Consider the following 24,400-nt stretch of genomic DNA (forward strand, 5'->3'; position numbering starts at 1 on the left):
ATTACGTTATCAACTTATCACATAATACGATAATTGTAAACGCTTTCTTTTTAAATAAAAATAATTATCGTATCAACAGCCCTGCCATCGCCCCATATAACTGGGCTTTATCGGCTAATTCAGCCGTGGTAATTTTTGTTTTAATTAAATCTGGCGGTAATAGTGGCTTCAACGCATTGGTCAGTAAATCGACCAAATATTGTCCCTGTAACGATACTGCACCACCAATCAAGAGAATGTCGGGATCAAACAATAATAGGATTGATGCTAATCCCGTCGCAACTTCTGCTGCCCAATCATTAATGATGGCGACATACGGGACCGTACCACGCTTAGCTTCTTCAAACGCATCCTTAACACTCATCTGATATTTTGCTAATTGATACTCAAGCGTTAATGTTGATGCTCGCTGTTCATAATTTGTCTTGGTAAGGGGGGCATACAATGTATAGCCAATCGAATTGGCTGTCGCATGGGCACCCGTCATAAGCCGACCATCTTCGACATACGCACCGCCAATCCCCGTACCCAGTGCCACACAATATGCAGAAGTTGCGCCCTTGGCACCACCTGCTAATTGTTCGCCTAGCAAAGCCGCATCGACATCGTTAACAACAAATACCGGTAGACCAGTTTGCGCCATTAAAGCGGCTTTAATTGGTGTTCCCTGATAATCTGAGATCGTTGGCCCTGCGTATTGAATCGCACCATCTGCACCCACAATTCCCGCTGTACTAACGCCAATCCCAGCTAACGAATACTCTGCTTGGTAGTCCCTGGTTACACGCTGTAGTTGCTTTAAGATCAGGCCATCATGATTATGCTCAGTCAGGCACTTGCCTTCATGACTTAGATGTAATACTTCGTCAATGAGACCGTACTTAATGGTTGTTCCCCCGATATCAAATACTAAATATTGTGTTGTCATAATTATCATCCTTGCATTATTATTTGGTCGAATCGTTAAGATGAACGGCCTAACAATACCACAATAATTATTTTTTTATCAACTAAAAAAGAAATTTAATATCAGGAAAGCAACGATTGCGTAAGCGTTTTCTTTATATAATGATAATAATTACCAAAAAAGCGTGTTGCAATAATTTTTATTAGAAGCTATAGTATTTCCTGTAAGCGGTTGAATTTTGAGATGATTATTACAAATCCATCAAAAAATAAATTTTAAGGAGTTTTATACTTATGAGTAAAAAACTATTATATGCAGCACAAATGACAGCCTTCGACAAAGACGGTAATATTAATTTAGATGGCATCCGTGCTCTCGTTCGCTACAACATTGACGTCAATAAGGTTGATGGCTTGTATGTTTGTGGTAGTACTGGTGAAGCCTTCATGCTGAATACTGACGAAAAGAAACAAGTCATGGAGACCGTCTATGATGAAGCAAACGGTGCGATTGACTTGGTTGCCCAAGTTGGCTCACTAAATCTAAAAGAAGCTAAGGAACTCGCTAAGTTTGCGACTGATCTTGGCTATCCGAAATTATCAGCCGTAACGCCTTTCTATTACAACTTTACTTTTGAACAAATCAAAGACTACTACAACGAAATCCTTAAAGATGTTGACAACAAATTATTAATCTATTCCATCCCTGCTTTAACTGGTGTTGCCTTAACAACCGATCAATTTGCGGAACTCTTTGAAAATCCAAAGATCATCGGAATCAAGTACACCAACGCAGACTTTTACTTACTTGAACGGGTACGCAATGCCTTTCCAGACAAACTCATCTTATCTGGATTTGACGAGATGCTTTTGCCTGCCCTTGCATTGAATGTCGACGGTTGCATCGGCTCAACGTATAACTTAAATGCACCACGTGTTCGTGAGGAAATGGACGCTTTTGAAGCTGGCGATATTGACAAAGCACGTCAACTGCAAAACATCAGTAACGATATGATTACTGATTTAATTGCCAACGACATTTATCCAACGCTTAAATTGGTCATGAAACATATGGGTGTTGATGCCGGTTACGTTAAGAAACCAATGAGCCATCCAACCCCTGAAATGGAAGCAGGAGCTACGGCAATTTACGAAAAATACTTCAAGAACTAATCTAATTTATACTAGTAGAAAGCGGTCTTTTTTATGAAAAATACATTCTTAAATACAGTTAAGGGATCATTAATTATCTCGTGTCAGGCGTTACCTAATGAACCACTGCATAGTTCATTTATTATGTCACGAATGGCCCTTGCCGCTAAGGAAGCTGGGGCCGCGGGTATTCGCGCTAATTCCGTTGTTGATATTCAGGCCATTCAAGACGAAGTTGATCTACCGCTCATTGGTTTAAGCAAAGTCGACTATCCCGACTCACCTGTTTACATCACGCCAACAATCAAAGAGATGCGAGCCGTTGCTGCTACGGGCTGTGCCGTAGTTGCCTGCGATGTCACGGGTCAGCCGCGTCCTAACGGTGAAAAATTGGCGGAGATTGTGGCCACCATGCGAACAGAATTCCCTGATACCCTCTTGATGGCTGATACTGATACCATCGAGAACGTCAAAGTAGCGGATAGGTTAGGGTTTGATATTATTGGGACCACGATGCACGGCTACACACCAGCCACGACTGGTGCCAACATTGCTGATAATGACTTCGCCTACTTAAAGGAAGTCCTCCAAGCCACATCACGCCCTGTTATCGCTGAAGGTAAGGTGGATACGCCCGAGAAGATGAAACGTTGCCTTGACTTAGGGTGCCACGCGGTCGTTGTCGGGGGCGCCATCACCCGGCCACTCGAAATCGCACAACGCTTCATTAGCGCCTTATAATTTTAGACATTAAAAATAAAAGCCAGTCGTAAGCAAAATAACTTACGGCTGACTTTTCATTTGTTACTGAACCATCGTTAATGATGGTCGATTTGTCCTGACGTACATTCACAATAGCGCAAATGTCTCATCCAGATACTATCCCTCTTGCTCTCGAATGGAACCTACCAAATCATCCGTGGCTGGAGCGTTCGCAAGCAATGCGCGAACATCATCAAGGTTCACCTTAACATTCCAAACTAAAACACCAACTAACTTACCGGCATCTATGAAATAAACAAGCGATCCATGCGTTCGCCGATCAAAAATCAATTGCAATTTAGGATCAGTATTACCGATTGCTTGCCAGGAAATATCAAAAATCATGGAATAGAAGTATGGGGTATGTTGATAGCTCATGTGAGCACCTGCCATATTACGGCCAACTAATTCACCAGAAAGTCGGGCGTGGTCCACGTGCTCAATCCGTTGCCGACCCAAGATGTGATCTGGATAAGAGGCAATATCTCCAGCAGACCAGATGGCTGGGTCACTAGTATTGAGATACTCATCAACTTTCACACCACCATCAGCTAAATCCAAACTACTATCTTCAGCCAAACTAATCCGCGGCGTGACACCTAACCCAACAATAATCGTATCGGCTGCGATCGCCGTACCATCCTTTGTCAATAGAGTCAAATGATCACCTTGGCGTTGATATGATTGGACAAACTGACCACTCATCAGTGTGACACCATTACGTTTGAACGTTGCTTCATACTCAGCCCGAATGGACTCAGGAAATTTACCCTCGCCCAGCGCTTTTTCTGGAAAAATCATCGTAACTTTAGTCCCATTTTGAGTCAGTGACGATGCGAGCTCTGTACCAACATATCCACCACCAATGATCACAACTCGCTTGTTCGGACCACTAAATTTACGTAACTTGCGATAATCTGACCACTGTCTAAAGACTAGCACATGTGGATCAGCAGGTCCCTGGATTTGTCGAGGTTCTCCGCCAGTTGCCAGCAATAGCTGTTCATACTTGATTTGCTCACTATCAGTCAATGTAATGACCTTATCTTGCCGATTAATAGCCGTAACCGTTGTCTTGAACTTAAAAGTCACATTAGGATAATCTTCAGCACCAATCCGAATGTTCTCTTCAGTAAACTCATCATCTAGCCATAGCTTTTTACTCAGTGCCGGCCGTTCATACGGAACATCCGCCTCTTGCGAAATAACTAAGATTGCGCCCTCTGGATCTTCCTGTCGAATTCCCTTGATGGCATAGCCAGCAACCATTCCGCCACCAACAATGACGTATCGATAGTTGTTTGTCTGATCCAAATCACTCATTTAATCGCCTCCATAACTTTACTTTTTCTAGGACCATTGTAATATAAAAACGCCATGATTCGAAAAATGACGCTCAAGATTATTAATCATTGATTCCTTTTATCAGAACAATAATTTTATTTGCATACCGTCAAACATCTATCAAACACCGCTGTGATCAAAATTAAGAACTGCTGCTAACACAACATAAAATAATATTATTTTTAATTACTCAACCCAACTTTCAAGGTAAGCATTCTAAGGAATGTTTGATCATATCAGTTGTTGCTATGGCCGTTTTTTTGATCTTGTACTAAACTATTGATCAATTCGCTATGCTATAATAATTGCGAATATTCACTTTAACTATCCGTCGTTTACAATCATCACCCGTTCAAAAGTATCAGTATATTCGGCATCATAATGATGAGTTGGTCCTTTTAATATTCACCTGTTAATTTTAAAATTCGATAAGGGAGTGTGGCCTATGCGTCTATGGCATGAACAATTAATCCATCAATTACCACGACAACAATTACTAGGTCAACACCGTGAGCTTGCCGCATTGAGAGGCAATGGTTGGGGTAAAAATCATGCAACCGTTAATTATGTTTTCAAATATTCCCCTTACAAGTTGTATCAATTTCATGTATTAGTGATGGATGAAATGCAACTTCGCGGCTATCATCCTAATAAAATATGGTATGATCCAAATTATCGTGGGCAGTTTTGCCCGCCTTATGATCACCTCACTCCTATTGCATTAACAACACCAATCTATCCAGAACACAACGCCAGCTACTTAGCAGAATGTGTCCGCAATTTAGCTGCTAAGGGAATTATCATGCCCACCACATAGCCGCTCTTTTATTTTGCTGGGTACCAACTCAACCATCGATACCCAAATTGTTTTTCCGCAGTCATAATAAGGCCAGTTAATATTAAAAAAGGTTGAACTAGACTTGAAGTGCAATAGAAAAGTTAGACTTATTTGTTTAACGATTGTAGCGCGTTTCATACCGTGTTCAACCTCTTTTTGTAGCATCCATCGATATTATCTAAGCCTCATTCTATCAAAAACGTGTCGTTTTTCTAACGCCTTAATGAAGTAAAAAATAGCAATCACCTGTAATGGTATCTGAATGATGACGCGTGCCAATCTTCCCAACAATAACACTTTAAAATTAGTGCCAAATAGCACTGAAATTAGCCATGAGTCCATCATCAAACTAACAAAAATCATTACAAGTATTTGCGTCATCACAACGGATAACCAATTGACTGATTTACGATATAAAAACAAACCGTCAATAAATCCCCCTAAAAATGCAGTTAACAAAAAGGCAATCTGAAACGCGCCGGAACCAAAAATAGTAAAGCTTAATATATCGGAGATCATCTCCAAGAGACCACCCCAAATGGGACCATATAGATAACCAATACAAGCCATAGACAAAAAGCCAAAAGATAATTGAAAATACGCTGGTCCGATAGCAATTTTGTATAAAATAACGTCTAAGGCCAATAAGAAAGCCGATGTAGTCAGCACTAATAAATTCATTTTTGGCAACTGAAAAACATTTTTCGCAATAAGTTTAGACATAGGCCAATCCTCTTTTTTTGATTTTAATCATACCCTCATTCTTAATAAAAGTAAATATTACTTTTATTCGATTGAAGGTAGTTTAAAATCGTCGCTCTTGATTTAGTTCCTTGAACTCAATGATATTACTCATACTAAAAGCCACTAACAGGTCAACTAGTACACCCATCAGTGGCTCATTGTAAAATTAATTTTTATCCATGTAACTTATCTTGTAATTTATCACCCAAGTTATCAATTCCCTTAGCAGTAAGTACGGTCCCACCAATAAGAACACCACTTACGATTAAGGTTGCAGCTAAACAAAACTTTAAAATGCTTTTAATCATCGCAATCATCTCCTTACTAATCCATCCGTGTCAGAACAAATGAGGTTATCGCAACAACAATCACACCACCAATAATTGAAGGAACAATTGCCATTCCGGCTAATTGTGGTCCCCATGATCCCAAAAGAGCTTCCCCAATTGCAGATCCAACCAATCCGGCAATAATATTACTAATCCACCCCATCGATTTACCTTTATTAGTAATAGCACCTGCAATTGCACCAATAATAGCACCAATGATCAAAACCCATAACCAATGCATAAAATCCCTCCTAGACTTATTAAACCGCTTAAATACAATAATAGAATTACACGAATATTTAAGCCGATTCATAAATGATTACTTCTTATAATTATCATTTTACAATTATCGATAATGATAGACAAATATAACACATTATTTAATAAATGGGTCGCTACTATTTCTCATGTGACGATTCCGGGTGGCCTAGAAAATATCAAACAGCTTGATAGCTGATTAAAATTAAACTACGCCACATGAACGATTAACTTAACTGTGCATAATGATTGAAGTCACTCTGTTAAGGTGTTAGCGTTTAAATTGTGCAAGAGCTTTCTTGTAATTTACGTGAAAAGGGCGATTAAAATGACGGAAAAATTAACGACGGAAACCGGCCAACCATGGGCTAACAATGAACATTCCCAAACGGCAGGAGCTCGTGGTCCCGTATTAATGCAAGACTATAATCTTTTGGAAAAACTAGCCCATTTTGATCGTGAACGAATTCCAGAACGGGTCGTTCATGCTAAGGGGGCCGGAGCAAAAGGTTTTTTTGAACTTGAAAACGACATGGGGGAATATACTAAGGCAGACTTATTTAATGGTGTCGGTAAGAAAACTCCCGTAATCTTAAGGTTCTCACAAGTTGCCGGTGAAAAAGGTTATCCTGACACCGTTCGAGACGTGCGCGGTTTTGCCTTAAAATTTTATACTCAGCAAGGCAATTATGATCTCGTTGGAAACAACACACCGGTCTTTTTTGTAAACGACCCTTTAAAATTTCCTGACTTCATCCATTCACAAAAACGGGATCCTAAAACGAACCGTCGTACGCAAAATATGCAATGGGATTTTTGGGCTCATTCTCCAGAATCATTGCACCAGGTCACTTATTTAATGGGCGACCGAGGTCTTCCTGCGTCCTATCGAACCATGAATGGTTACGGTTCCCATACTTTTAAATGGGTTAATCAGAATGGCGAACAGTTTTGGGTTAAGTATCACTTCATCTCAGACCAAGGCGTTAAAAATATGACTGCTCAAGCAGCTGAAAAAGCAATGAGCCAAGATTTAGATTACTTACAAGATGACTTATATGATGCAATTCAAGAAAAAAATTACCCATCATGGACGATGTATGTCCAAATCTTGCCATATGAGGAAGGTCTAAACTATAAATGGGACATTTTTGATGTCACTAAAGTCATCTCCCACAAAGACTATCCACTAATTAAAGTCGGCAAACTAACTTTAAATGAGAATCCCACTAATAACTTTACCGATATTGAAGAGGCGGCCATGTCGCCAGCAAATTTTGTTCCTGGTATCGAACCATCTCCCGACAAATTACTACAAGGTCGCCTATTCTCCTATAAAGATGCACAGCGATATCGGTTAGGTGCCAACTTTGAAGATTTACCCGTGAACAAGCCGGTTGTTCCAGTTCATAATTATGAACGTGATGGTTACATGAAAATTAATAATCAAGGTGCTGAGGTCAACTACGAGCCTAATGCACTGCATGGGCCAGAAGAGGTGCCGGATGCCGCACTTTCACCTGATTCTGTTCGTGGTGAAACACGCGCACAGCCTTATCGCTATCAAGTTGATTACACAACTCAAGCAGGCGACCTATATCGCTTAATGTCAGAACCCGAGCAAGAACGCTTAATTAATACTATCAAAGATGCGTTAGGCCAAGTTACTTTGCCTGGTGTCAAAAAACTCGAAATCAAGCAATTTTATCAGGCCGACAAAAACTACGGTACACGCGTGGCTAATGCTCTGGGAATGAATATTGCTGATATTATCAGTGATTAATATTTTGACCGGATGTTATCCAGCGCGATATTATTTTTGTTATAAAGAATGATGATGCCGTCTCATGGTTATTAACTAAAGAGCGACAGGTTAGACTCATATCGTGTAAGTCTAGCTTGTCGCTCTTTAATTAACAAAAAATCTTAGATATAGCTTACTACTCGACCATCCTTTTATTAATAATGTGATCCCCTGTATTACCATCTAGACGACTCAACAATGCATTGAACTTTAGTCGCCGAACTGGTCGTGGAATAAATTGGCGAATATCATCTTCATTAAAGCCAACTTGAATTTTACTATCACTAATGATGATAGGCCGACGTAACAACTTCGGATGATCACACAACAATTTAAGTGCCTCATTCAATGGCATTTCGGGTAACTTAGGCGCAATTTCAGGATAGTCTTTAGATCGAGCTGAGATAATATCGTCTACACCATGTTCGGTTAAACTCAAAATACGTTTTAGATCTTGCACCGTGGGCGAATCAACACTAAAATTTTTCTCCTTGAACTCAATCCCATGTGCTTCCAACCATTGCCGTGCAACTCTAGAAGAATGACAGCTTGATTGTGTATATAACCTAATCATTCCTAATCTGCCCCTCTCTCGTTAAAATTCATCACAGCGTATTGATCGACATTAACTTCTGCCTGTCACAACATCCTTTAAACTAAACGCATTCGTTACTGTCATGACCAATCCAATACCCCGTGAACACATCTTTATTATAGGCTCTGAACAAGGGACATACCGACCGTTTTAAGACGAATAATCTGAGGATAATCGTTTTAAGTACACTTTTAAACGGTTTAGGAAAGAACGAACCCAGTACACGTAATGCTAACAAATATCACTGCAATTTCTAATCGAATAACGCTGAATTTTCATCGCGTAGCACATAAAAAGTCGCCTACTAATTTAGCAGGCGACTTCCTTGGAACTATTATGACTTTTTAGCAAGCCATTTAGCTAGATAACGATTAGCTTGTGCAGAACAAAGCACTTTTTCACCATTTGTCATGGTTAATCGTCGCAAGTGCTTGTCCAATGACTTAATGCGTTTCAAGTTAACAACATATGACTTATGACACCTATAGAAATTAGGACTCAAATCAGGAACGTCCTTTAACAGTCCATAGTATTCTAATTCACCATCATCCAAATGGACTACGATTTTATGGGGACTGGTTGAACTTTCAAAAAATATAATGCTTTTAACATTAATTGATCTGACCGTCTCACCAATTTTTATTTGAACATAGTCGTCTTGGTCATTTTCATCGGTTTGAAAACGATCTTGCGCCACGTGTAAAACCTTGCTAAATCGCTCATACAAGGAATCTGGAAAATCCTTAAGAATAAAATCTAATGCCTCAACTTGATATTGAAACACCATCAAAGATAACTCCGTGTGTGTCGTGATAAAAATAATCTTGCTGCGACGGCCCATGTCACGAATCTGGCTAGCTAGTTGAATACCATTAATATCTGAATTAAGGGCAATATCTAACACATAGATTGCCTTTTGAGGCTGCTGTGCATTAACCTTGTCTAACAATTCGTGGGGATCTTGGCATGCTAAACAGATACTCATGTCTAGCTGTTGATCGACGATTACCTTAGTAATGATTTGCCGTATTTGTTGTAATTGTTTCGGATCATCTTCGCAAATGTAGACACTAATCATTCTGAGATACTCGCTTCACCGTCAAGCGTTGTAAGAATACCGCTCCTAAGACTCTGGTTTCGAGTGTCATGTTCTCATTGCGATTAACAATCTTACTTAAACTATTCAATCCAATCCCCCGATTCTTGCCCTTAGTGGAATAACCTGCCTCTTTCAGCTTCCATAAGGGTGGTAACTGTTCAAAAACATTGTTTTGAATCAAGAACACCGTACTATTTTTTTCGATAAAAATGGCACTCATAATCTCTCCATCAGCATGTCCTACCGATGCTTCGATTGCATTATCCAACATAATCCCTAATGCAATGTCTAAATCCAATTCATTAACAGTAATGTCAATTAATGGTTCCTTTAAATCAAAATGAACTTCAATCTCTTGCGATTGTGCATAGCTCAACTTACTAAATAGGATACTCTTAATCGACTTCACTTTGACCCGACTCAAATCTTCAAGATTATATTTTTCTTTTAACACCCGATTTGAAACCGGTGCAAGATTCTTTTGATAATATTCTTGTAAACCTTCTAAATCATCAGTTTTCAAATATTCATCTATCGAAATCAACATATTCTGATAGTCATGTCTGAAACGTCGCAACTCATTATAGTGAGCTTCGATTTCATTCATATAGCGAGTATCATTTTGTATTTGTATTCTTTGCTTTTGGACTTCATATTTGGCTCTTACATTTTTTAAATATTCGTTATAAATCACCAATACTAACCCCATTACAACTGACAATATAATTAAATTACTTAATATAACCTGGAACTGATTTTCCAGACCTTCACTCAACATAATATACAAGTATATTATCATTAATAATAGTGCGGTTATGCGATTTAAGCTCTGATTACTAAACGTGGGACTGAAATTCGTGCGATCCATTACAATATTAAGAAAAATTAAGCTTACGACACTCAATATGACAAACACTACCACATACCCATTAGGAACTTTCATTAAACGAGTTAATATATCACAAATATGGTCAACCATAATCGACCATATGAACACTTGAAATGTTATACATAGTGCACCGCTTAGAACTCGTACATACCACCAAGTGAAAAATATAAACATCATTAACATTAAAAAAGAAAAACTAATTCCTAACTTTGCTAAAAAAATATAACTCATCAGCATACAGACGGATAAGAATATAACATCAAAAAGTCTCACAAAAAATATATTTCTCAACAAAGATTTAATTATCAAATAGATAGATAATTCTTGGAAGACAATCATTAACATATATCTACACTAATCCTTGCTTTTTAATTCATCAGGAATTTTAGTTTCGAATAATATCCCATGGCAGCACATAACCAACTGTTTAGTACCTACGTATTGAAAAAGATGGCTAAGTACTTTATACATTTTTTCTTTCATAATTTTCCCTCCTTTCATAGGGCATTAGTAATAAAGCGGCTAATGCCATCGCAATTAAAATGATTGTGCCAAAATAATTATTACTAACTATTTGTAACAAACTCAAAATTAATGACAATCCAATTGCCCGTCGCTTTAATTTTTTTCTCAATGACTTCGATGTAATAGGATTCTTTACCGTATCAGCTGGAGCAAAAATACTTATGATTATTACAAATATTAAACTTAATAACAATCTGTATACTTCAGAAATACCAGTTCCAATCACATACGGCACACCCACAAACACAAAGATAGTTAATATCGTACATAACAAATCCGATTTCAAGTGACGTCCATAGGCAAAGCCACGCAAAACTAAAAAACTACCCATAAAAACTAACACTGGGACCAACTCGTGTAGCAGCAACGCTAAGATAATAGTAATTATCAGCTTAGGAATAACATTTAATACAGTATCAATGCCTAGTTTAACTAGTAATGCCTGCCGTCTTTCTAGTTGAAGATTCTTTTGAATCGCAGCGAATAACCGATCGCTTAATTTATAAAGCAATAGTTTTTGTTCTGGCTTTTCCATATCCCACTCCTATAATGCTCAAATACATACCTGTATCAACAGTTTAAAACAGTATTAATTAATTGAAAAGAATACATAAATATATTAATTATTCAATATTGTTTTAAGACTAGAAATAAACATTTAAAGATACATCAGTTTAATTATTCATACGAAACTAAAGTTTCATGTAAAAAGATCGTTAATATAAATCAGTTTCATCGATACTCCCCCTTAATTTTTCCTTAGATTACAAGTCAAACTAGACTTAATTTCACTAATTCACATTACTCAATAGATTAATATCAAATGGTGAAAACCAACGAAAAGAGGAGATCTATCAAGCAATCTCCTCTTACATAAAGTTATTTATGAACACTGATTTAAGCTAAGCTGCCGATATCACAATCTCACCATCCACTAAATCAGCCTTCAAGTTTTTGACATCTAAGTGGTCAAGGTAGAAATCCGTTACCTTATCACGAATTTGTTGTTCAATTACTCGCCGTAATGGCCGCGCACCCATTGCTTCATCATAGCCTTGTTCCATCAGCCAATCTTTGGCCGCTTTAGTTACCTCAAGTTTGATGGATTTTTTGGCTAACGTTTTTTGTACATCCGCCAACATCAAATCGACAATTTGACTTAAGTCTTGCTTAGTCAGATGTGAAAATTCTACGATTCCATTAAAACGGTTCAGAAATTCTGGGCGGAAAAATGGTGCTAACTTATCCATTAATGACTGATCTCGTTGCTTGTCACCACTTAATGCTTCATTACCAAAGCCAGCATTAGAAGTAGCAATAATAATCGTATTTTTGAAATTAATGACATTGCCTTGTCCATCCGTTAAGCGCCCATCATCCATCACTTGTAATAGTAACGTTAATACTTGTGGATCAGCCTTTTCAATTTCATCTAATAATACAATGGAATATGGATTACGCCGAACCCGTTCAGTTAGAGTATTAGCATTATCTTCATAGCCTACGTATCCAGCCGAGGTACCAATTAATTTCGACACAGCTGTACGATCAGCATATTCACTCATATCTAGCCGAATAATCGCATTTTCATTTCCAAACATATCTAAGGCTAATTGCTTAGCTAATTCAGTCTTTCCTACGCCAGTTGGGCCCACAAACAGAAAACTTCCAATCGGCTGATCACCCTCTGAAAAGCCCGCACGGTTACGCCGAATTGCTTTTGCTACCATTTCAACCGCTTCATCTTGACCGATTACCTTACTTTTCAGACGCTTATCAAGATTTTTCAAATGCTCAATATCATTAGCGCCCATATCAGCAACTGGTATACCAGTTAAACGTTCAACCGATTGTGCCACATCATCAATCGTGGCAGTGATTTTTTCTTTTTGATCCGTTTTTTTAATTTTTTGCTTGGTTTCCTCGATCGACTTCTTGATATCAGCGGCTTTTGTAAAGTCCTCCGATTTAACGGCGGCCTCCTTAGCTGCCTCTAATTTTTTAACGCGTTGATCCAATGTCTCAACATCAGTTTGCGAATTTTTAGCCGCTAAATGAGCCGCAGTCATGTCGATCAAATCGATAGCTTTATCTGGCAAAGTGCGTTGTGGTATATATTGGATTGAATAATCCACAGCCGCCTTCAAAACATCATCTGGTAATACAACATGATGATGCTTTTCGTACAGCTTTTTAACACCTTGTAATATACGTAAAGTGTCAGCGGCCGTCGGTTCATTAATCACAACATCATTGAATCGCCGTGCCAAAGCCGCATTTTTCAAAATAGTATTGCGATATTCATCTTGAGTCGTAGCCCCGATTACAGTCAGCTCGCCACGTGACAAAGCAGGTTTAATGATATCAGCCAATCCTTTGCCACCATCTTCACCACCAGTGGCGCCCGTGCCGATAATCTGATGAATTTCATCGAAGAATAGAATAATATTACCAGCTGCTTTAACTTCCTTTACTAGCTGTTTAATATTTTCTTCAAAAGAACCGCGATATTGAGTTCCTGCTTCCAAAGACGATAAATCAATCGAATAGATTTCTTTATCTTGAATCGTTTCTGGAACTTTACCAGCCACAATTGCTTGTGCCAGACCTTCGACGACTGCAGTTTTACCTACACCAGCATCACCAACTAAGATTGGATTATTTTTCGTCCTACGACTCAAAATTTCTGCAGTTTCTTGAATCTCATTCTCACGTCCAATCACTGGATCTAGTAATCCATCACGAGCCTGTTCCGTCAAATTAGTCCCTAACTTTTCTAAAATCCCCCCTTTTTTAACAGCCTGTTTACCATCTTTAGATACTTCTATTGTTTTATTATTTTGGGGTAGCTTACCAGTTGCTCGGTATTGAGCAAACTCATCCGGTGTCAGCGATTGTCCATTAACTAAATACCGTGCACGCTCCGAATTTTGATTATCCATGCGCCGAAATAATTGATTGAAAACATCATCCATATCATTGTTGAAAAAAGGATCATTTCCGTAGAAATTTGCCATATTACAACACCTCCATAAAAATTTATATGTGTAACTTAGTGACCATAATATCCTTTAAAACTACAACTGAATCGTATCACGATTTTTATGTATCGTTAAGTAAAGTGCTTATAGAATCAATTAGAAATAATTAGAATAATTTTGTTTAAACAAAAGAGAAATCAATTTCATAAAATGAATTGATTTCCCTACAAGGTTCCCTATTTAATAGCCCTTGATAAAGAACTTGAATTAACAAGTTACTTTCCAGACCAATTTTAATTTAAGAGACTGCGACTCAAAAAGCACACCCAGTATCAAGTTAAGGCCAACTAGTTATCGTTAATATTGCCACTTAAATATCAATACTAGCAATCATGATACACGTGTAAAATCATAAACCAAAACATATTACATGACGTAACGGCGGTCTTGGGACTGTAAACTCACAGTAATGATTCTATTGAGTTGGATAAGGTGCCGATGACCAGTAATTGCCATAAATGCAATTGCTTTCGGTACAATAGTAGTGACATAGCCAACTGTCTCGGCCATCTGCCCATTTGTTTTATAAAACCGTAATGAGACTCGACATTTTTGATCATGCGCTTGTTGTAATTTACAATAATTATTTTCAACACTCAAATTAAAGTCTCCCGTTCAAAGAATTCAGGTTTATTTATTCGTCAGTGAATCTATGTGTTTGTTTTTCTCATTGTTGACGGCGTAAGTCCACATTAAGGAGTCAGCTATTCAGTAAAAACTAAATAACTAGTATTCATGTTCAGCTCAGTATAATATGCATTGATGGTTACTAATCAAAAATCGATCTCTAAATATCCTAATTACTATGAAACTTTGAAGTTAATTTATGAGAAAAATAACTCACAACAAAACTCATGATTACAACCTTGTCATCATAACTAGATTATGAAACATTCAGCCTCCTAAATAAAACTGGTATGTGCGCATGTGTACAGTATACTATTGCCAGGTATGTCTGAATAACCGTTTTAAGACTTGAAAAACTCAGCTGGGTGCTTTAGGACGCTTTTTGTGCATTTTAAGACAATATCCTAACTTCAACGCCGGCATAGCTTCAATTCGTCAATCAGTGTCTTAGTTCCTCAGCTATTTCTGTTCAGAACATCTTCCTATTACAATAAAAAGCGTTGATCTCAGCAGAATTTACTTCCACCAAAACCAACGCTAAAGTGTTATTATATCAGGTATTTTAAATTCATTTCAGACATTATATTCAGCATTACTTCTACTACCTAAGTAATTTAGCACGTTTAACATCTTCAATCGTCTTAGTTCCCGCTAGTTGCATATCGATCAACAGCTCATCATTAAGGTGACTCACTACGGAAGCGACACCCTGCGCACCACCCAATGCTAATCCATAGATAATCGGCCGAGCAAGTGCCACCAGATCTGCACCATTGGCTAACGCCTTAAAGACATGGGAGCCACGCCGAACACCGCTATCAAAAATTATTGGGACGCGCCCATTAACGGCTTGCGCAATCTCGTGTAAAACATCAAAGGAAGCTGGACCACCATTTAATTGCCGACCGCCATGGTTTGAAACATAGATACCTTGAGCACCAGCCCCGATTGCTAACAAGGCATCTTCTGGTGACTGAATCCCCTTCACAATAACTGGTAAATTCGTATATTCTGTAATACGCCGAACATCAGCTGGGCTAATCTTTTGCGCCGCAGCAGCATAGATTTCTATGATACCTTTCCCTTTACCATCCCCTTCGCTGAACTTAGTCAAGTTAGCCATTGGGATTGGAAACTGGAAATTGTTGATAATATCAGCTTCACGATACCCGTCAACTGTTGCATCAACAGTCAAAATGATTGCTTTAGCACCAGCCTTCACTGCTTCATCCAATAAACTCTGATTGAAATTCCAATCCTTGCTCATATATAATTGGAAAAATTGGGGCGCACCTTTACCAGCTGCGGCAGTATCCGCAATTGACGTTGAAGAATAAGTACTCTGAGCCATGAGTGCCCCAACTTGAGCCATCCCTTCAGCAGTCGCAGCTTCACCCCGTGCATGTGCCAATCCTTGAGCGGCCGCTGGAGCCATCATAATAGGCGTTTTGAGATCTATGCCAAAAGCCTGAGTCTGTGTGCTTGGCTGTTCCATATCCGTCAATGCTCGTGGCACAATTTGAACATGGTTAAAGGCCATTGTATTCTGCTTTAAAGTCCATTCGTCTTCTGACCCACCACTAATATAGCCAAAGCCTCCGCTCGGGATGATCTTTTTAGCAGCTGCTTCCAATGATGGTAAATTTAAAATCGTTAACTTTTGCTCACGATCACTCTGTTCATATCCATTAATAACTGTCATTATACTAATCTCCTTTACATAACCCTTTATAATTCATTTAATAATTGGCTAAGTGCCGGTTGATCCGCTTCAGCGATACCATATCGTTCACGATACTTAGCAATCGTATCTGCATCAAAGTTTTCTGGATCTACTGGAACAAAACTAGTATCAATTGGATCAACATTTTTAATTTTTGCATCAATCACAATTGGTAGTTGATTACCATTCTGCTGTAGTTGAGTAACTTTCTGAAACGTTGCTTTCAACTCTTTAAGGTTAGTCACTTTAAAACCAATCGCACCCATGTTGTCTGCCATCTTGGCCCAATCAGCACCAATCAAGTCAATCCCATACGGCGCCTGATTAGCGAGTAACTTTTCATGTTGAATAAAGCCTAATACTTTGTTTTCTAAAACCACGTTAATGACTGGCAAATGATATTTAACTTCCGTTAGTAAGTCTGGCATCACCATGGCATAACCACCATCACCAGAAATACTCCAAACCTGCTTCTTAGGATAATTCAATTGGGCGGCCAAACCTGCTGGCAAACCAAAACCCATCGTGCCATACCAAGCCGACATCGTAAAAGTCTGTTGCTTATTCAATGGTAACTGTCGGATTGCCCATTCCGTATTATTCCCAACATCCAGACCAAAGACGGCATCATCAGTAGCATTGTCTTTAATAGCTTCTAGCACCCCTTCAGCCGTCAACCCTCCTTGATCATCAGTAGCAATTGTCTTGAGCCACCGGTTCCAGTTTTGCTTATCACGTTGAGCAGCTTTCAAGAACTTAGTTGGCTTAATTGTCACTTCGGATTGAAGTAATGCTTGGAAAAATTCTTTTGCATCTGCAAGAACAGTAATATCAGCATCATGTTGTTTGCCTAAATCTGCTAAATTATTATTGACTTGAATAAACTTAATTCCTTGTGGCAAGTAACGTGCAAATGGAAAGTTAGTACCAACAAACAAAACTAGATCTGCCGCTTGCGAGACTTCAAAGGCGGGTTTAGTTCCTAGTCGACCGCGAGAGCCCATGAAATTAGGATGGTCAGTTGGCATAATACCAGTTGCTGGAGCCGTCGACAAAACCGGCAAACTAAATTTTTCAGAAACTGCGATAACTTCTTGACGCGCATTATAGGCACCCTTGCCAATCCATAAAACAGGGTGTTGAGCAGCTTTCAAAGCCGCTATCGTCTGCTGAACGTCATCTAATTTCGGCATTAAGACCTGTTGACTGCCGCTAAGTGAAGCCGTTTTAAAACCATCAAACTCAATATCTTGACCAGACAAATCATCTGGAATAATAACAACAGAAACCGAACGGGTCGCGTATGCTGATCTAATTGCTTCATCAACCACGTATGGAATCTGTTCAGCCGTTGTCACTTGTTTATGAAATTCGGCTACATCTGCAAAAATTGGATCTTGGTTCATTTCTTGAAAGAAGTTCGTATTCATAATGGATGTTGCTGATTGACCGACTAAAGCTAGCACCGGTACGTGATCCATCTTGGCATCGTATAATCCGTTCAAGAGATGAACGGCGCCCGGTCCTGCTGAACCAAAGCTAACACCAATCGTCCCAGTTAATTTAGCATCTGCCGCGGCAGCTAAAGCACCAACTTCTTCATGACGTACTTGAATATACTTCAAGTGGTCTTTCTCTTGGTAGAACCCATCTACCGTGTTATTAATCGAGTCAGCTGTAATACCATAGATATGATCAATGTTCCAGTCGACTAACACTTGTGCCAATGCTTGTCCTGCTTTAATTTTAGTCATTTCCATTACCCTCTTTTTGTTGTTACTTTTCTGAGCACAACTATATCCTAAATAAAAACTTGACCCTTGTCAAGTCTTTATCTTAAATTATGCTTGTTGTTGAACAGCGCTAATGTCATCAATAATATCTTGCAGCGTCACTCGCGACATACGTGCCTCAGCACTATTCTGAATATCACAATAGTATTTTTCCATCACTCGCGGAATTACCGACCCGACCGGACACGTCTCCGAAGTATTATGATCAACGTTTAAAAAATTACGCTTAGCCACCACTGCTACATAGATATCTTTCAAGGTAATATCATTGGGCGAACAAGCTAATGTTGGTCTAGCAACGCCACGAACCGAAGTTAACAAGCCTGCTTTTCTTAACTTACTCATCATTCTTCTGACCATGGTAGGATCCGTATTTAAACTACTAGCAATATGCTCACTTTTCAGCTGGTCATCAGTATGCAACGCAATATATGCCATAATATGCGTCGCATCACTTAATTGTGTATTAGCCATCTAGACACCTCCCATATCCATCTCTATTGTTACTTATTTTAGCACATCTAACATGAACATAAAAGCGATTAAGGAAATAAGTTAGGCTTCTTTCCCTAATCGCAACATAAGATTATTTGATAATCTCCATTAATTCAATCAAACTTATTCAAGACATCGATAGTAGCTGAATTTAAAACCCACCCTGTCCAATTTGATGTTGCAAATCATCTAAGCCAAATTGTTTTAAATAAGTTGAAAGTGGTTGTAAACCTTGAGCTTCATACCGTTGCTTAAATGCTTCAATATCAGCTGCCGAACTCGTTGCCGAATCTAAACGAAGCTTTTCAGCAGGCAGTGGCCGATCTCCTGTAATCACCGCATCAATCAGAACTGGTTCATGCTGAGCGATTGCTTTGGCTTGTTCAAAAACATCAGGTAATTGCTCAATCTTATTAACTCGAAAAGCTTGCATGTGCACGCCATCGGCAATCTTACTAAAATCAATATCATTGAATTCAACGCCAATAAAATCATTCTGATTAGTATCTTCCTGCTCATCTTTGATAAATCCATATTGGCAGTTGGTGAAAACAACATTAATCACTGGTAAATGGTATTGAACTTGCGTCGCCAAATCTTGCATGGTCATCGAAGCGCCACCATCACCGGCCAGATTAAACACCTGCCGCTCAGGATAATTAAGTTTGGCAGCAATTGCTCCCGGAATACCAACTCCCATCGTAGCAAATAAGTTAGAAGTAATGTGCCGATTGGACGGCGTTAATTTCAAATGTCGATTCGCATTCAAATTGATATCACCAACATCAATCGAATAGATTGCATCAGGCTCCGCAATTTTATTAACCGCACGTAGCACTTGATATGCTTGTAAAGGCCCTTCCTGCTTATCTTCTAATGAAGCTAGATAAGCCCGCCAATTTTTAACATTGGCTAAATTGGCTTGCCACCAAGGTGTCGACTCCCGTTCAGATACCTGTGCTAAAATTGCAGCCAGCGTTTTTTGTGCATCAGCAAGTACCGCAATATCTGTTTTATGTCGTTTACCTAACTTAGCTGGATCAATATCAATTTGTAAGAAATAACGCGTATTTTTAAACGCTTTGGAAACTTCTGCAAACGGATAATTATTACCAACAAATAAAACAACGTCGGCTTGCGCAAGTGCCTCATTCGCCGGTTTTTGTGCCACCCGATTAGCAGAACCCAAATAGGCTGGATAACGATCCGCGACAATACCCTTAGCTGGATACGTACTCATTAATGGAATTTTCAACGTTTTACTCAATTGTTCGAGTTCTTTACCAGCCTTACGAGCTCCAATGCCATAGTAAATAAGTGGCCGTTCAGCTGCGAGTAAAGTCTGTGTCAATCTCGTCACTGCTTGAACGTCGGGTTCTGGTAATAACGGCGTTTGATAACTATTAGCGGAAGCATACCAATCTTCAGCTGGAATCTGTTGCCATGGTAAATCGACTGGAATTTGCACAACCGCAACACCTTGGTGCGCGTAGGCGCGTCGAATTGCTTCGTCAATAACATGTGGCAACGTGGCAGCATTGACGGCTGTTACATTATAATCTGCAACGTCCGCATAAATCGGATTCTCATTCATTTCTTGGAACGTATCCATGTTCATCCCAGTAGTTCCAAATTGACCAATAAGTGCTAGAACAGGGACATGGTCTTCACGCGCATCATATAACCCATTCATAAGATGAGTGCCACCAGGTCCCGCTGAGCCGAAGCAAACCCCGATTTTACCCGTTAGCTTAGCATCAGCAGCGGCGGCCATTGCACCAACTTCTTCATGCCGTACTTGAATATAATGGATTCGATCCCTTTCTGCTGATAATGCGTCCATAATTGAATTAATTGAACCTCCAGGAATACCATACAAATGATCTACTCCCCAAGCTTCTAAAACTTTAATAACTGCTGCACCTGCTAGTATGTTAGTTTGTTTTGTTTGTTTCATAATCATAATAAAGCCCCCATTTCATGCACAATTTAATTACGCACAATTTAATAAACGAATATTACCATAGCAAACGCTTACATTCAAGTGGTCATAAACTCATGCTTTTTACCACTTAATCACGATTCAAACGCATTGTAGATCAACAACAGCGCTAGTCTGCTTGCCTTGATGAACCACCATCGCTGTTGAAAGTTAGTATCTCATACATTCATTTTTTAAACAATTTTAGTAATTAGTGTATGTTTTACAGGGGCATACTTCCAACAATGTCTGCATGTTTAGAAGCTAGCCATTCTTCGAAAACTAACTACCGCTTTCAAAACATGACCTTAACTCAACTCGACACAGAGCAAAATAACATCTGCCAAGTTAATTATTCAGCTATAATCCGTACCACGCTACCAACTTTAAAATCAGGATAATCGCCCTGCTCAACATATAACGTCCCAGGCAATTTAGCCTCCTTTGCACCCGTAAAACTAATAGCCGTATGGCCTAATCTTCCAAGGTTAGTCTGGACTTCACCACCAACTGCTGTAATTTGATAGACTTGATTGTCGACTTCAAGTTTCATTCCTGCTGTGATTTGCTCACTTATTGGGACAACTTCGATAATAAAGCAAGAAGGCCGTAATGCGTCTGGAGCTTCATCACCAAATAATACTGCCATGCCAATCGATTTAAAATCAGCAGATTCCGCACCTATTTCTAAGACCTTTGTTGAAAAGATAATTCTCTCTTTTGTCATCATACAATACACCTCAAACCTTCTAAAAATTTATTTTGAATATAATCCAAAACTTGCAATCCAAGCAATAAAGACCCGCGGAACGCCGTTGATAAACCGACTATATAACACTGATGGCACCCCAACTTCAACCGTCTTAGAATCAGCCTCAGCTAATCCTAAGCCAACTGGAATAAAGTCACAACCATTTTGCGTGTTAATCGCGAATAATGCTGGTAATGCATACTGTGGTGGAATATTACCTTTCCCGATTTCAACGCCAATCAAGGTCCCGATAACTTGACCGATAACTGCGCCTGGCCCAAGCAATGGAGATAAGAATGGTAATGAGCAAATAAATCCTAAAACCATCAAGCCCCAGACATTGCCTGCTAACGGCTCCATGACACTGGCAAAAACCTTACCAATTCCAGAGCCATTAATAATCCCAATAATTAATGCCACAAATGCCATAAATGGAATAATAGTATTAATAACTGTTTGAACAGCATCTTTTGCGGCCTGATTAAACGTCGAAACAACTCGCCCAGCACCAATCCCAATCTTAGTTAAGATCCCAGGATTTTTTGTTTGTGCTGTTAGTGTCTTTGTATTATCGAATTTCGTATCGTCATCTACATCCTCAAATTGGTTAGCGCTTTCATTTTGACTATCAGAAAATTGCGCCTCCTCAGATGTTACCAACATAATCTGATCAACATCTACATTGGAAACATAATTAGCTTCATTCATAAATTGCGCTAAGGGACCGCTCTTACCAGTCGGTAATACGTTAATTGTTTTGATACCCTTCTTGGGATAAATTCCACACCTTAATGTCCCACCACAGTCTACAACCGCTAATGCTGTTTCTTCATCAGGAATTGACGTCTTAAAGCCATCAACAGCTTCCATTCCTGTCAACTTAGCAATCTTATCAACAATTGCTGGTTTATTACCTCCAGTGACATAAACAAATTTATGCTTCGTGATAGTTGGTGTAATAATTAGCGGGCCACCCCAGCCACCAGAGCCTTTAACAACTTTGATACTATGATATTCCTTTGCCATGATCTCGTTCCTCACTCTCTCAATTAGCCGTTAAATTCAACTTTCTTGGACAAGGTAATCCCTTGTTGTTTGCAGACATAGGCTGTTGTAAAGTCAGTAATCCAACCACCGATAAAGTTCATTACTAGGCCGACTAATAGATATCGAATCGCCAAATCCATTGTATTCAATCCTAACTTCTGAACCCCTTGCGCAATCCCTAACCAAATGAAATACTCGGAAGGATTGATATGTGGGAATACCCCATTACTAGTGTGGCAAAATTGAGCAATCGATGCATACCAACTAGGTTTATAGTATTCTGGCAAGAACCGTCCCATTGAGTGCGCCATAGGATTACCGAGCATAAATGCCGAAACAAACGGTAAAATTAAATAACGGGTTACAGGATTCTTTGACGAAGCTCTGGCCAACTTGGCCATCTTCTTGTCACCAACAAAAGCAATAATCGCGTTCATCAAGACTAACAGCAATAGCACAACAGGAATAATTGATGTCATCCATCCAATTAATGTCTTACCACCGCTCTGAAACAGCCCCATAAAGCCCGAGGCCAAATCTGTGACTACTTTCATAGTATTAATGCTCCTTTACGTTCACTTGTTTTTTTCGCAAACTTGCTAAGCCTTTATAATAAATAGATTTCAGCTTTTCAATCATTGGTAGGCTCCAAATTTTGACACTACCATCGAAATCTTGTGGCGTTAGCTGATTTGCTTTGTAATTTAAATAGTTCTTATAGGCATCCAATAGACAAACTCGCGTTAGCTTATCGAATTGTTTTAATTGCTGGTATGAAGCAGCAATTTCCGCAATATTTTTCTGCCGCAGTTGATGCAATTCCCTAAACTTTGCAAAAATCGTAACCCCCTTCATCATTTGAGCCTCTAAGATCGTGCCGTCATCCTTTATCGCTAATAGAATTAGTGTCCCCGACCGTAATTTTTTAGGATTTTTGCCAATTGCTACTGGCGCTAACACTCGTAATTGATGAAAGGTTTTAGAAAAATTCTTAATTTGTCTTAGTCCAAGGAAACCTTGTAATAGAAACGCACTGACTAGGATCACGCCAAAATAAATTAACATTAAATCGCCTCCATCAACTGATTTAATCCTTGATTTTCATCATAATTTTTCAAGTTATTATAAATATTGCTGTTAGCTGTGATACTGCGAATTAGATCGTATACTTGTGCTAATATTTTGCTTAATGTTGCATCTAGTTTATACGGAATTGCGACCAAAAAAACCACGTTTACCTTTTGATTATCGAATACTACCGGTTTTTCAAACACTCCTACTGTTACAAGGATTCGATTTAGTCCAGATTTATCAATAACGTGTGGCAATGCAACCCCATCACCAAAAATACTACTCGATTGTTGCTCTCTATTAAGCCAAGCTTGCATAAAATCTGGTGTCAGTTGACCATGTTGTATCTCTTGATTAATTAATTTTTTCACTCCAGTGACGTAGGTCTCCTGTTCCTCAAACTGCGTGACATCAAATCGACACTGTCCCTGATTAACAGCTTCATCAACCAACGAAATTTGAAGACGTTCACGTAACGTTCCTTGATTAAAAATAGAATTCAACCGAATAATAGGCGCGTGGTTAATTAATTCATTATCTGGGCAAATTACAAGTTTAATCCGAACAAGCCCGGAATCTTTCAATGGCAGTCTGTTGATGATGTATTTTTAATGGTCGTTGATTAA

Annotated in this window: 25 protein-coding genes; 4 read left to right on the forward strand and 21 right to left on the reverse strand. The window is 39.0% G+C overall.

Going from position 1 to position 24,400, the window contains the following annotated elements; all coding sequences use genetic code 11:
- Window positions 1–64: 64 nt before the first annotated feature.
- Complete coding sequence (locus ACOV1R_RS10525) at window positions 65–928, reverse strand: ROK family protein (protein WP_003646214.1); 864 nt, start codon at window positions 926–928, stop codon at window positions 65–67.
- A gap of 272 nt (window positions 929–1,200) precedes the next feature.
- Between ACOV1R_RS10525 and ACOV1R_RS10530 the strand changes: the two genes are divergently transcribed.
- Both ACOV1R_RS10530 and ACOV1R_RS10535 read left to right on the forward strand, forming a co-directional pair.
- Window positions 1,201–2,079 (forward strand): N-acetylneuraminate lyase, encoded by an 879-nt coding sequence (locus tag ACOV1R_RS10530; protein ID WP_003646215.1) that lies wholly within the window; start codon window positions 1,201–1,203, stop codon window positions 2,077–2,079.
- A gap of 33 nt (window positions 2,080–2,112) precedes the next feature.
- A complete protein-coding gene (locus ACOV1R_RS10535) occupies window positions 2,113–2,799 on the forward strand; it encodes an N-acetylmannosamine-6-phosphate 2-epimerase (RefSeq protein ID WP_015641133.1) in 687 nt (228 codons plus the stop codon).
- A gap of 138 nt (window positions 2,800–2,937) precedes the next feature.
- Here ACOV1R_RS10535 and ACOV1R_RS10540 read toward each other — a convergent pair whose 3' ends face one another.
- Window positions 2,938–4,143, reverse strand: a complete 1,206-nt coding sequence (locus ACOV1R_RS10540; RefSeq protein WP_054519201.1) for an NAD(P)/FAD-dependent oxidoreductase — start codon at window positions 4,141–4,143, stop codon at window positions 2,938–2,940.
- A 466-nt stretch (window positions 4,144–4,609) separates the two neighbouring features.
- Here ACOV1R_RS10540 and ACOV1R_RS10545 point away from each other — a divergent pair, with 466 nt between their 5' ends.
- Window positions 4,610–4,981, forward strand: a complete 372-nt coding sequence (locus tag ACOV1R_RS10545) for a TIGR02328 family protein (protein WP_003642922.1) — start codon at window positions 4,610–4,612, stop codon at window positions 4,979–4,981.
- Between the two features lie 195 nt (window positions 4,982–5,176).
- On the opposite strand, the gene ACOV1R_RS10550 is transcribed toward ACOV1R_RS10545, so the two are convergent.
- The 3 genes from ACOV1R_RS10550 to ACOV1R_RS10560 all read right to left on the reverse strand — a co-directional run bounded on the left by ACOV1R_RS10550 (window position 5,177) and on the right by ACOV1R_RS10560 (window position 6,316).
- Window positions 5,177–5,725 carry a folate family ECF transporter S component gene (locus ACOV1R_RS10550; RefSeq protein ID WP_003646218.1) on the reverse strand — a complete coding sequence of 183 codons (549 nt, stop codon included), beginning with the start codon at window positions 5,723–5,725 and terminating at the stop codon, window positions 5,177–5,179.
- Window positions 5,726–5,919: 194 nt separating this feature from the next.
- Window positions 5,920–6,054, reverse strand: coding sequence for a hypothetical protein (locus ACOV1R_RS10555; protein WP_003643581.1), 135 nt, complete (start codon window positions 6,052–6,054; stop codon window positions 5,920–5,922).
- Between the two features lie 16 nt (window positions 6,055–6,070).
- Complete coding sequence (locus ACOV1R_RS10560) at window positions 6,071–6,316, reverse strand: GlsB/YeaQ/YmgE family stress response membrane protein (RefSeq protein WP_003643582.1); 246 nt, start codon at window positions 6,314–6,316, stop codon at window positions 6,071–6,073.
- A gap of 345 nt (window positions 6,317–6,661) precedes the next feature.
- On the opposite strand from ACOV1R_RS10560, the gene ACOV1R_RS10565 reads away from it, so the two are divergent.
- The gene (locus ACOV1R_RS10565) at window positions 6,662–8,116 is read left to right on the forward strand and encodes a catalase (RefSeq protein WP_021357059.1); all 1,455 of its coding nucleotides are present in this window, start codon (window positions 6,662–6,664) and stop codon (window positions 8,114–8,116) included.
- Between the two features lie 157 nt (window positions 8,117–8,273).
- Here the strand turns inward: ACOV1R_RS10565 and ACOV1R_RS10570 are convergent, their stop codons facing one another.
- The 16 genes from ACOV1R_RS10570 to ACOV1R_RS10645 form a co-directional block, all read right to left on the reverse strand.
- Window positions 8,274–8,711, reverse strand: coding sequence for a Spx/MgsR family RNA polymerase-binding regulatory protein (locus ACOV1R_RS10570; RefSeq protein ID WP_003642927.1), 438 nt, complete (start codon window positions 8,709–8,711; stop codon window positions 8,274–8,276).
- 355 nt (window positions 8,712–9,066) lie between these two features.
- Complete coding sequence (locus ACOV1R_RS10575) at window positions 9,067–9,810, reverse strand: LytR/AlgR family response regulator transcription factor (protein ID WP_003646220.1); 744 nt, start codon at window positions 9,808–9,810, stop codon at window positions 9,067–9,069.
- Complete coding sequence (locus ACOV1R_RS10580) at window positions 9,803–11,065, reverse strand: sensor histidine kinase (RefSeq protein WP_054519202.1); 1,263 nt, start codon at window positions 11,063–11,065, stop codon at window positions 9,803–9,805. The genes ACOV1R_RS10575 and ACOV1R_RS10580 overlap by 8 nt, the downstream gene beginning before the upstream one ends.
- A gap of 9 nt (window positions 11,066–11,074) precedes the next feature.
- Window positions 11,075–11,203: a cyclic lactone autoinducer peptide gene (locus tag ACOV1R_RS10585; RefSeq protein ID WP_003643585.1), complete on the reverse strand. Its 129-nt coding sequence runs from the start codon at window positions 11,201–11,203 to the stop codon at window positions 11,075–11,077.
- Window positions 11,184–11,780, reverse strand: a complete 597-nt coding sequence (locus ACOV1R_RS10590; RefSeq protein ID WP_003642930.1) for an accessory gene regulator AgrB — start codon at window positions 11,778–11,780, stop codon at window positions 11,184–11,186. The genes ACOV1R_RS10585 and ACOV1R_RS10590 overlap by 20 nt, the downstream gene beginning before the upstream one ends.
- Before the next feature lie 367 nt (window positions 11,781–12,147).
- The gene (gene clpL / locus ACOV1R_RS10595) at window positions 12,148–14,262 is read right to left on the reverse strand and encodes an ATP-dependent protease ClpL (protein WP_054519203.1); all 2,115 of its coding nucleotides are present in this window, start codon (window positions 14,260–14,262) and stop codon (window positions 12,148–12,150) included.
- A 390-nt stretch (window positions 14,263–14,652) separates the two neighbouring features.
- Window positions 14,653–14,886: a hypothetical protein gene (locus ACOV1R_RS10600; protein WP_003642932.1), complete on the reverse strand. Its 234-nt coding sequence runs from the start codon at window positions 14,884–14,886 to the stop codon at window positions 14,653–14,655.
- A gap of 628 nt (window positions 14,887–15,514) precedes the next feature.
- Entirely contained in the window at window positions 15,515–16,615 is a 1,101-nt protein-coding gene (locus ACOV1R_RS10605; protein WP_015379576.1) for a lactate oxidase, read from the reverse strand.
- A 26-nt stretch (window positions 16,616–16,641) separates the two neighbouring features.
- Window positions 16,642–18,396 carry a thiamine pyrophosphate-dependent enzyme gene (locus ACOV1R_RS10610; protein WP_015379577.1) on the reverse strand — a complete coding sequence of 585 codons (1,755 nt, stop codon included), beginning with the start codon at window positions 18,394–18,396 and terminating at the stop codon, window positions 16,642–16,644.
- 81 nt (window positions 18,397–18,477) lie between these two features.
- Window positions 18,478–18,903, reverse strand: a complete 426-nt coding sequence (locus ACOV1R_RS10615; RefSeq protein ID WP_003642935.1) for an Rrf2 family transcriptional regulator — start codon at window positions 18,901–18,903, stop codon at window positions 18,478–18,480.
- 172 nt (window positions 18,904–19,075) lie between these two features.
- Window positions 19,076–20,887 (reverse strand): pyruvate oxidase, encoded by a 1,812-nt coding sequence (spxB, locus tag ACOV1R_RS10620; protein WP_054519205.1) that lies wholly within the window; start codon window positions 20,885–20,887, stop codon window positions 19,076–19,078.
- A 370-nt stretch (window positions 20,888–21,257) separates the two neighbouring features.
- A complete protein-coding gene (locus tag ACOV1R_RS10625) occupies window positions 21,258–21,635 on the reverse strand; it encodes a PTS glucitol/sorbitol transporter subunit IIA (RefSeq protein ID WP_003641596.1) in 378 nt (125 codons plus the stop codon).
- Between the two features lie 27 nt (window positions 21,636–21,662).
- Complete coding sequence (gene srlE / locus ACOV1R_RS10630) at window positions 21,663–22,682, reverse strand: PTS glucitol/sorbitol transporter subunit IIB (protein ID WP_003646224.1); 1,020 nt, start codon at window positions 22,680–22,682, stop codon at window positions 21,663–21,665.
- A 23-nt stretch (window positions 22,683–22,705) separates the two neighbouring features.
- A complete protein-coding gene (gene srlA / locus ACOV1R_RS10635) occupies window positions 22,706–23,257 on the reverse strand; it encodes a PTS glucitol/sorbitol transporter subunit IIC (RefSeq protein ID WP_003641598.1) in 552 nt (183 codons plus the stop codon).
- Window positions 23,258–23,261: 4 nt separating this feature from the next.
- Complete coding sequence (locus tag ACOV1R_RS10640) at window positions 23,262–23,768, reverse strand: transcriptional regulator GutM (protein ID WP_003641599.1); 507 nt, start codon at window positions 23,766–23,768, stop codon at window positions 23,262–23,264.
- On the reverse strand, window positions 23,768–24,358 hold the full coding sequence (locus tag ACOV1R_RS10645) for a PTS sugar transporter subunit IIA (protein ID WP_257591844.1): 591 nt from the start codon (window positions 24,356–24,358) through the stop codon (window positions 23,768–23,770). Before ACOV1R_RS10645 ends, ACOV1R_RS10640 begins: the two co-directional genes overlap by 1 nt.
- Window positions 24,359–24,400 lie beyond the last annotated feature (42 nt).

Origin of the sequence: Lactiplantibacillus sp. YT640 (assembly GCF_049745435.1) — a bacterium.
GTDB lineage: Bacteria > Bacillota > Bacilli > Lactobacillales > Lactobacillaceae > Lactiplantibacillus > Lactiplantibacillus plantarum.

Bases quoted from the DNA above. Each gene is read 5' to 3' on its own strand.
- ACOV1R_RS10525 (WP_003646214.1), bottom strand. From the start codon at position 928: ATGACAACACAATATTTAGTATTTGATATCGGGGGAACAACCATTAAG.
- ACOV1R_RS10530 (WP_003646215.1), top strand. From the start codon at position 1,201: ATGAGTAAAAAACTATTATATGCAGCACAAATGACAGCCTTCGACAAA.
- ACOV1R_RS10535 (WP_015641133.1), top strand. From the start codon at position 2,113: ATGAAAAATACATTCTTAAATACAGTTAAGGGATCATTAATTATCTCG.
- ACOV1R_RS10540 (WP_054519201.1), bottom strand. From the start codon at position 4,143: ATGAGTGATTTGGATCAGACAAACAACTATCGATACGTCATTGTTGGT.
- ACOV1R_RS10545 (WP_003642922.1), top strand. From the start codon at position 4,610: ATGCGTCTATGGCATGAACAATTAATCCATCAATTACCACGACAACAA.
- ACOV1R_RS10550 (WP_003646218.1), bottom strand. From the start codon at position 5,725: ATGTCTAAACTTATTGCGAAAAATGTTTTTCAGTTGCCAAAAATGAAT.
- ACOV1R_RS10555 (WP_003643581.1), bottom strand. From the start codon at position 6,054: ATGATTAAAAGCATTTTAAAGTTTTGTTTAGCTGCAACCTTAATCGTA.
- ACOV1R_RS10560 (WP_003643582.1), bottom strand. From the start codon at position 6,316: ATGCATTGGTTATGGGTTTTGATCATTGGTGCTATTATTGGTGCAATT.
- ACOV1R_RS10565 (WP_021357059.1), top strand. From the start codon at position 6,662: ATGACGGAAAAATTAACGACGGAAACCGGCCAACCATGGGCTAACAAT.
- ACOV1R_RS10570 (WP_003642927.1), bottom strand. From the start codon at position 8,711: ATGATTAGGTTATATACACAATCAAGCTGTCATTCTTCTAGAGTTGCA.
- ACOV1R_RS10575 (WP_003646220.1), bottom strand. From the start codon at position 9,810: ATGATTAGTGTCTACATTTGCGAAGATGATCCGAAACAATTACAACAA.
- ACOV1R_RS10580 (WP_054519202.1), bottom strand. From the start codon at position 11,065: ATGTTAATGATTGTCTTCCAAGAATTATCTATCTATTTGATAATTAAA.
- ACOV1R_RS10585 (WP_003643585.1), bottom strand. From the start codon at position 11,203: ATGAAAGAAAAAATGTATAAAGTACTTAGCCATCTTTTTCAATACGTA.
- ACOV1R_RS10590 (WP_003642930.1), bottom strand. From the start codon at position 11,780: ATGGAAAAGCCAGAACAAAAACTATTGCTTTATAAATTAAGCGATCGG.
- clpL (WP_054519203.1), bottom strand. From the start codon at position 14,262: ATGGCAAATTTCTACGGAAATGATCCTTTTTTCAACAATGATATGGAT.
- ACOV1R_RS10605 (WP_015379576.1), bottom strand. From the start codon at position 16,615: ATGACAGTTATTAATGGATATGAACAGAGTGATCGTGAGCAAAAGTTA.
- ACOV1R_RS10610 (WP_015379577.1), bottom strand. From the start codon at position 18,396: ATGGAAATGACTAAAATTAAAGCAGGACAAGCATTGGCACAAGTGTTA.
- ACOV1R_RS10615 (WP_003642935.1), bottom strand. From the start codon at position 18,903: ATGGCTAATACACAATTAAGTGATGCGACGCATATTATGGCATATATT.
- spxB (WP_054519205.1), bottom strand. From the start codon at position 20,887: ATGATTATGAAACAAACAAAACAAACTAACATACTAGCAGGTGCAGCA.
- ACOV1R_RS10625 (WP_003641596.1), bottom strand. From the start codon at position 21,635: ATGATGACAAAAGAGAGAATTATCTTTTCAACAAAGGTCTTAGAAATA.
- srlE (WP_003646224.1), bottom strand. From the start codon at position 22,682: ATGGCAAAGGAATATCATAGTATCAAAGTTGTTAAAGGCTCTGGTGGC.
- srlA (WP_003641598.1), bottom strand. From the start codon at position 23,257: ATGAAAGTAGTCACAGATTTGGCCTCGGGCTTTATGGGGCTGTTTCAG.
- ACOV1R_RS10640 (WP_003641599.1), bottom strand. From the start codon at position 23,768: ATGTTAATTTATTTTGGCGTGATCCTAGTCAGTGCGTTTCTATTACAA.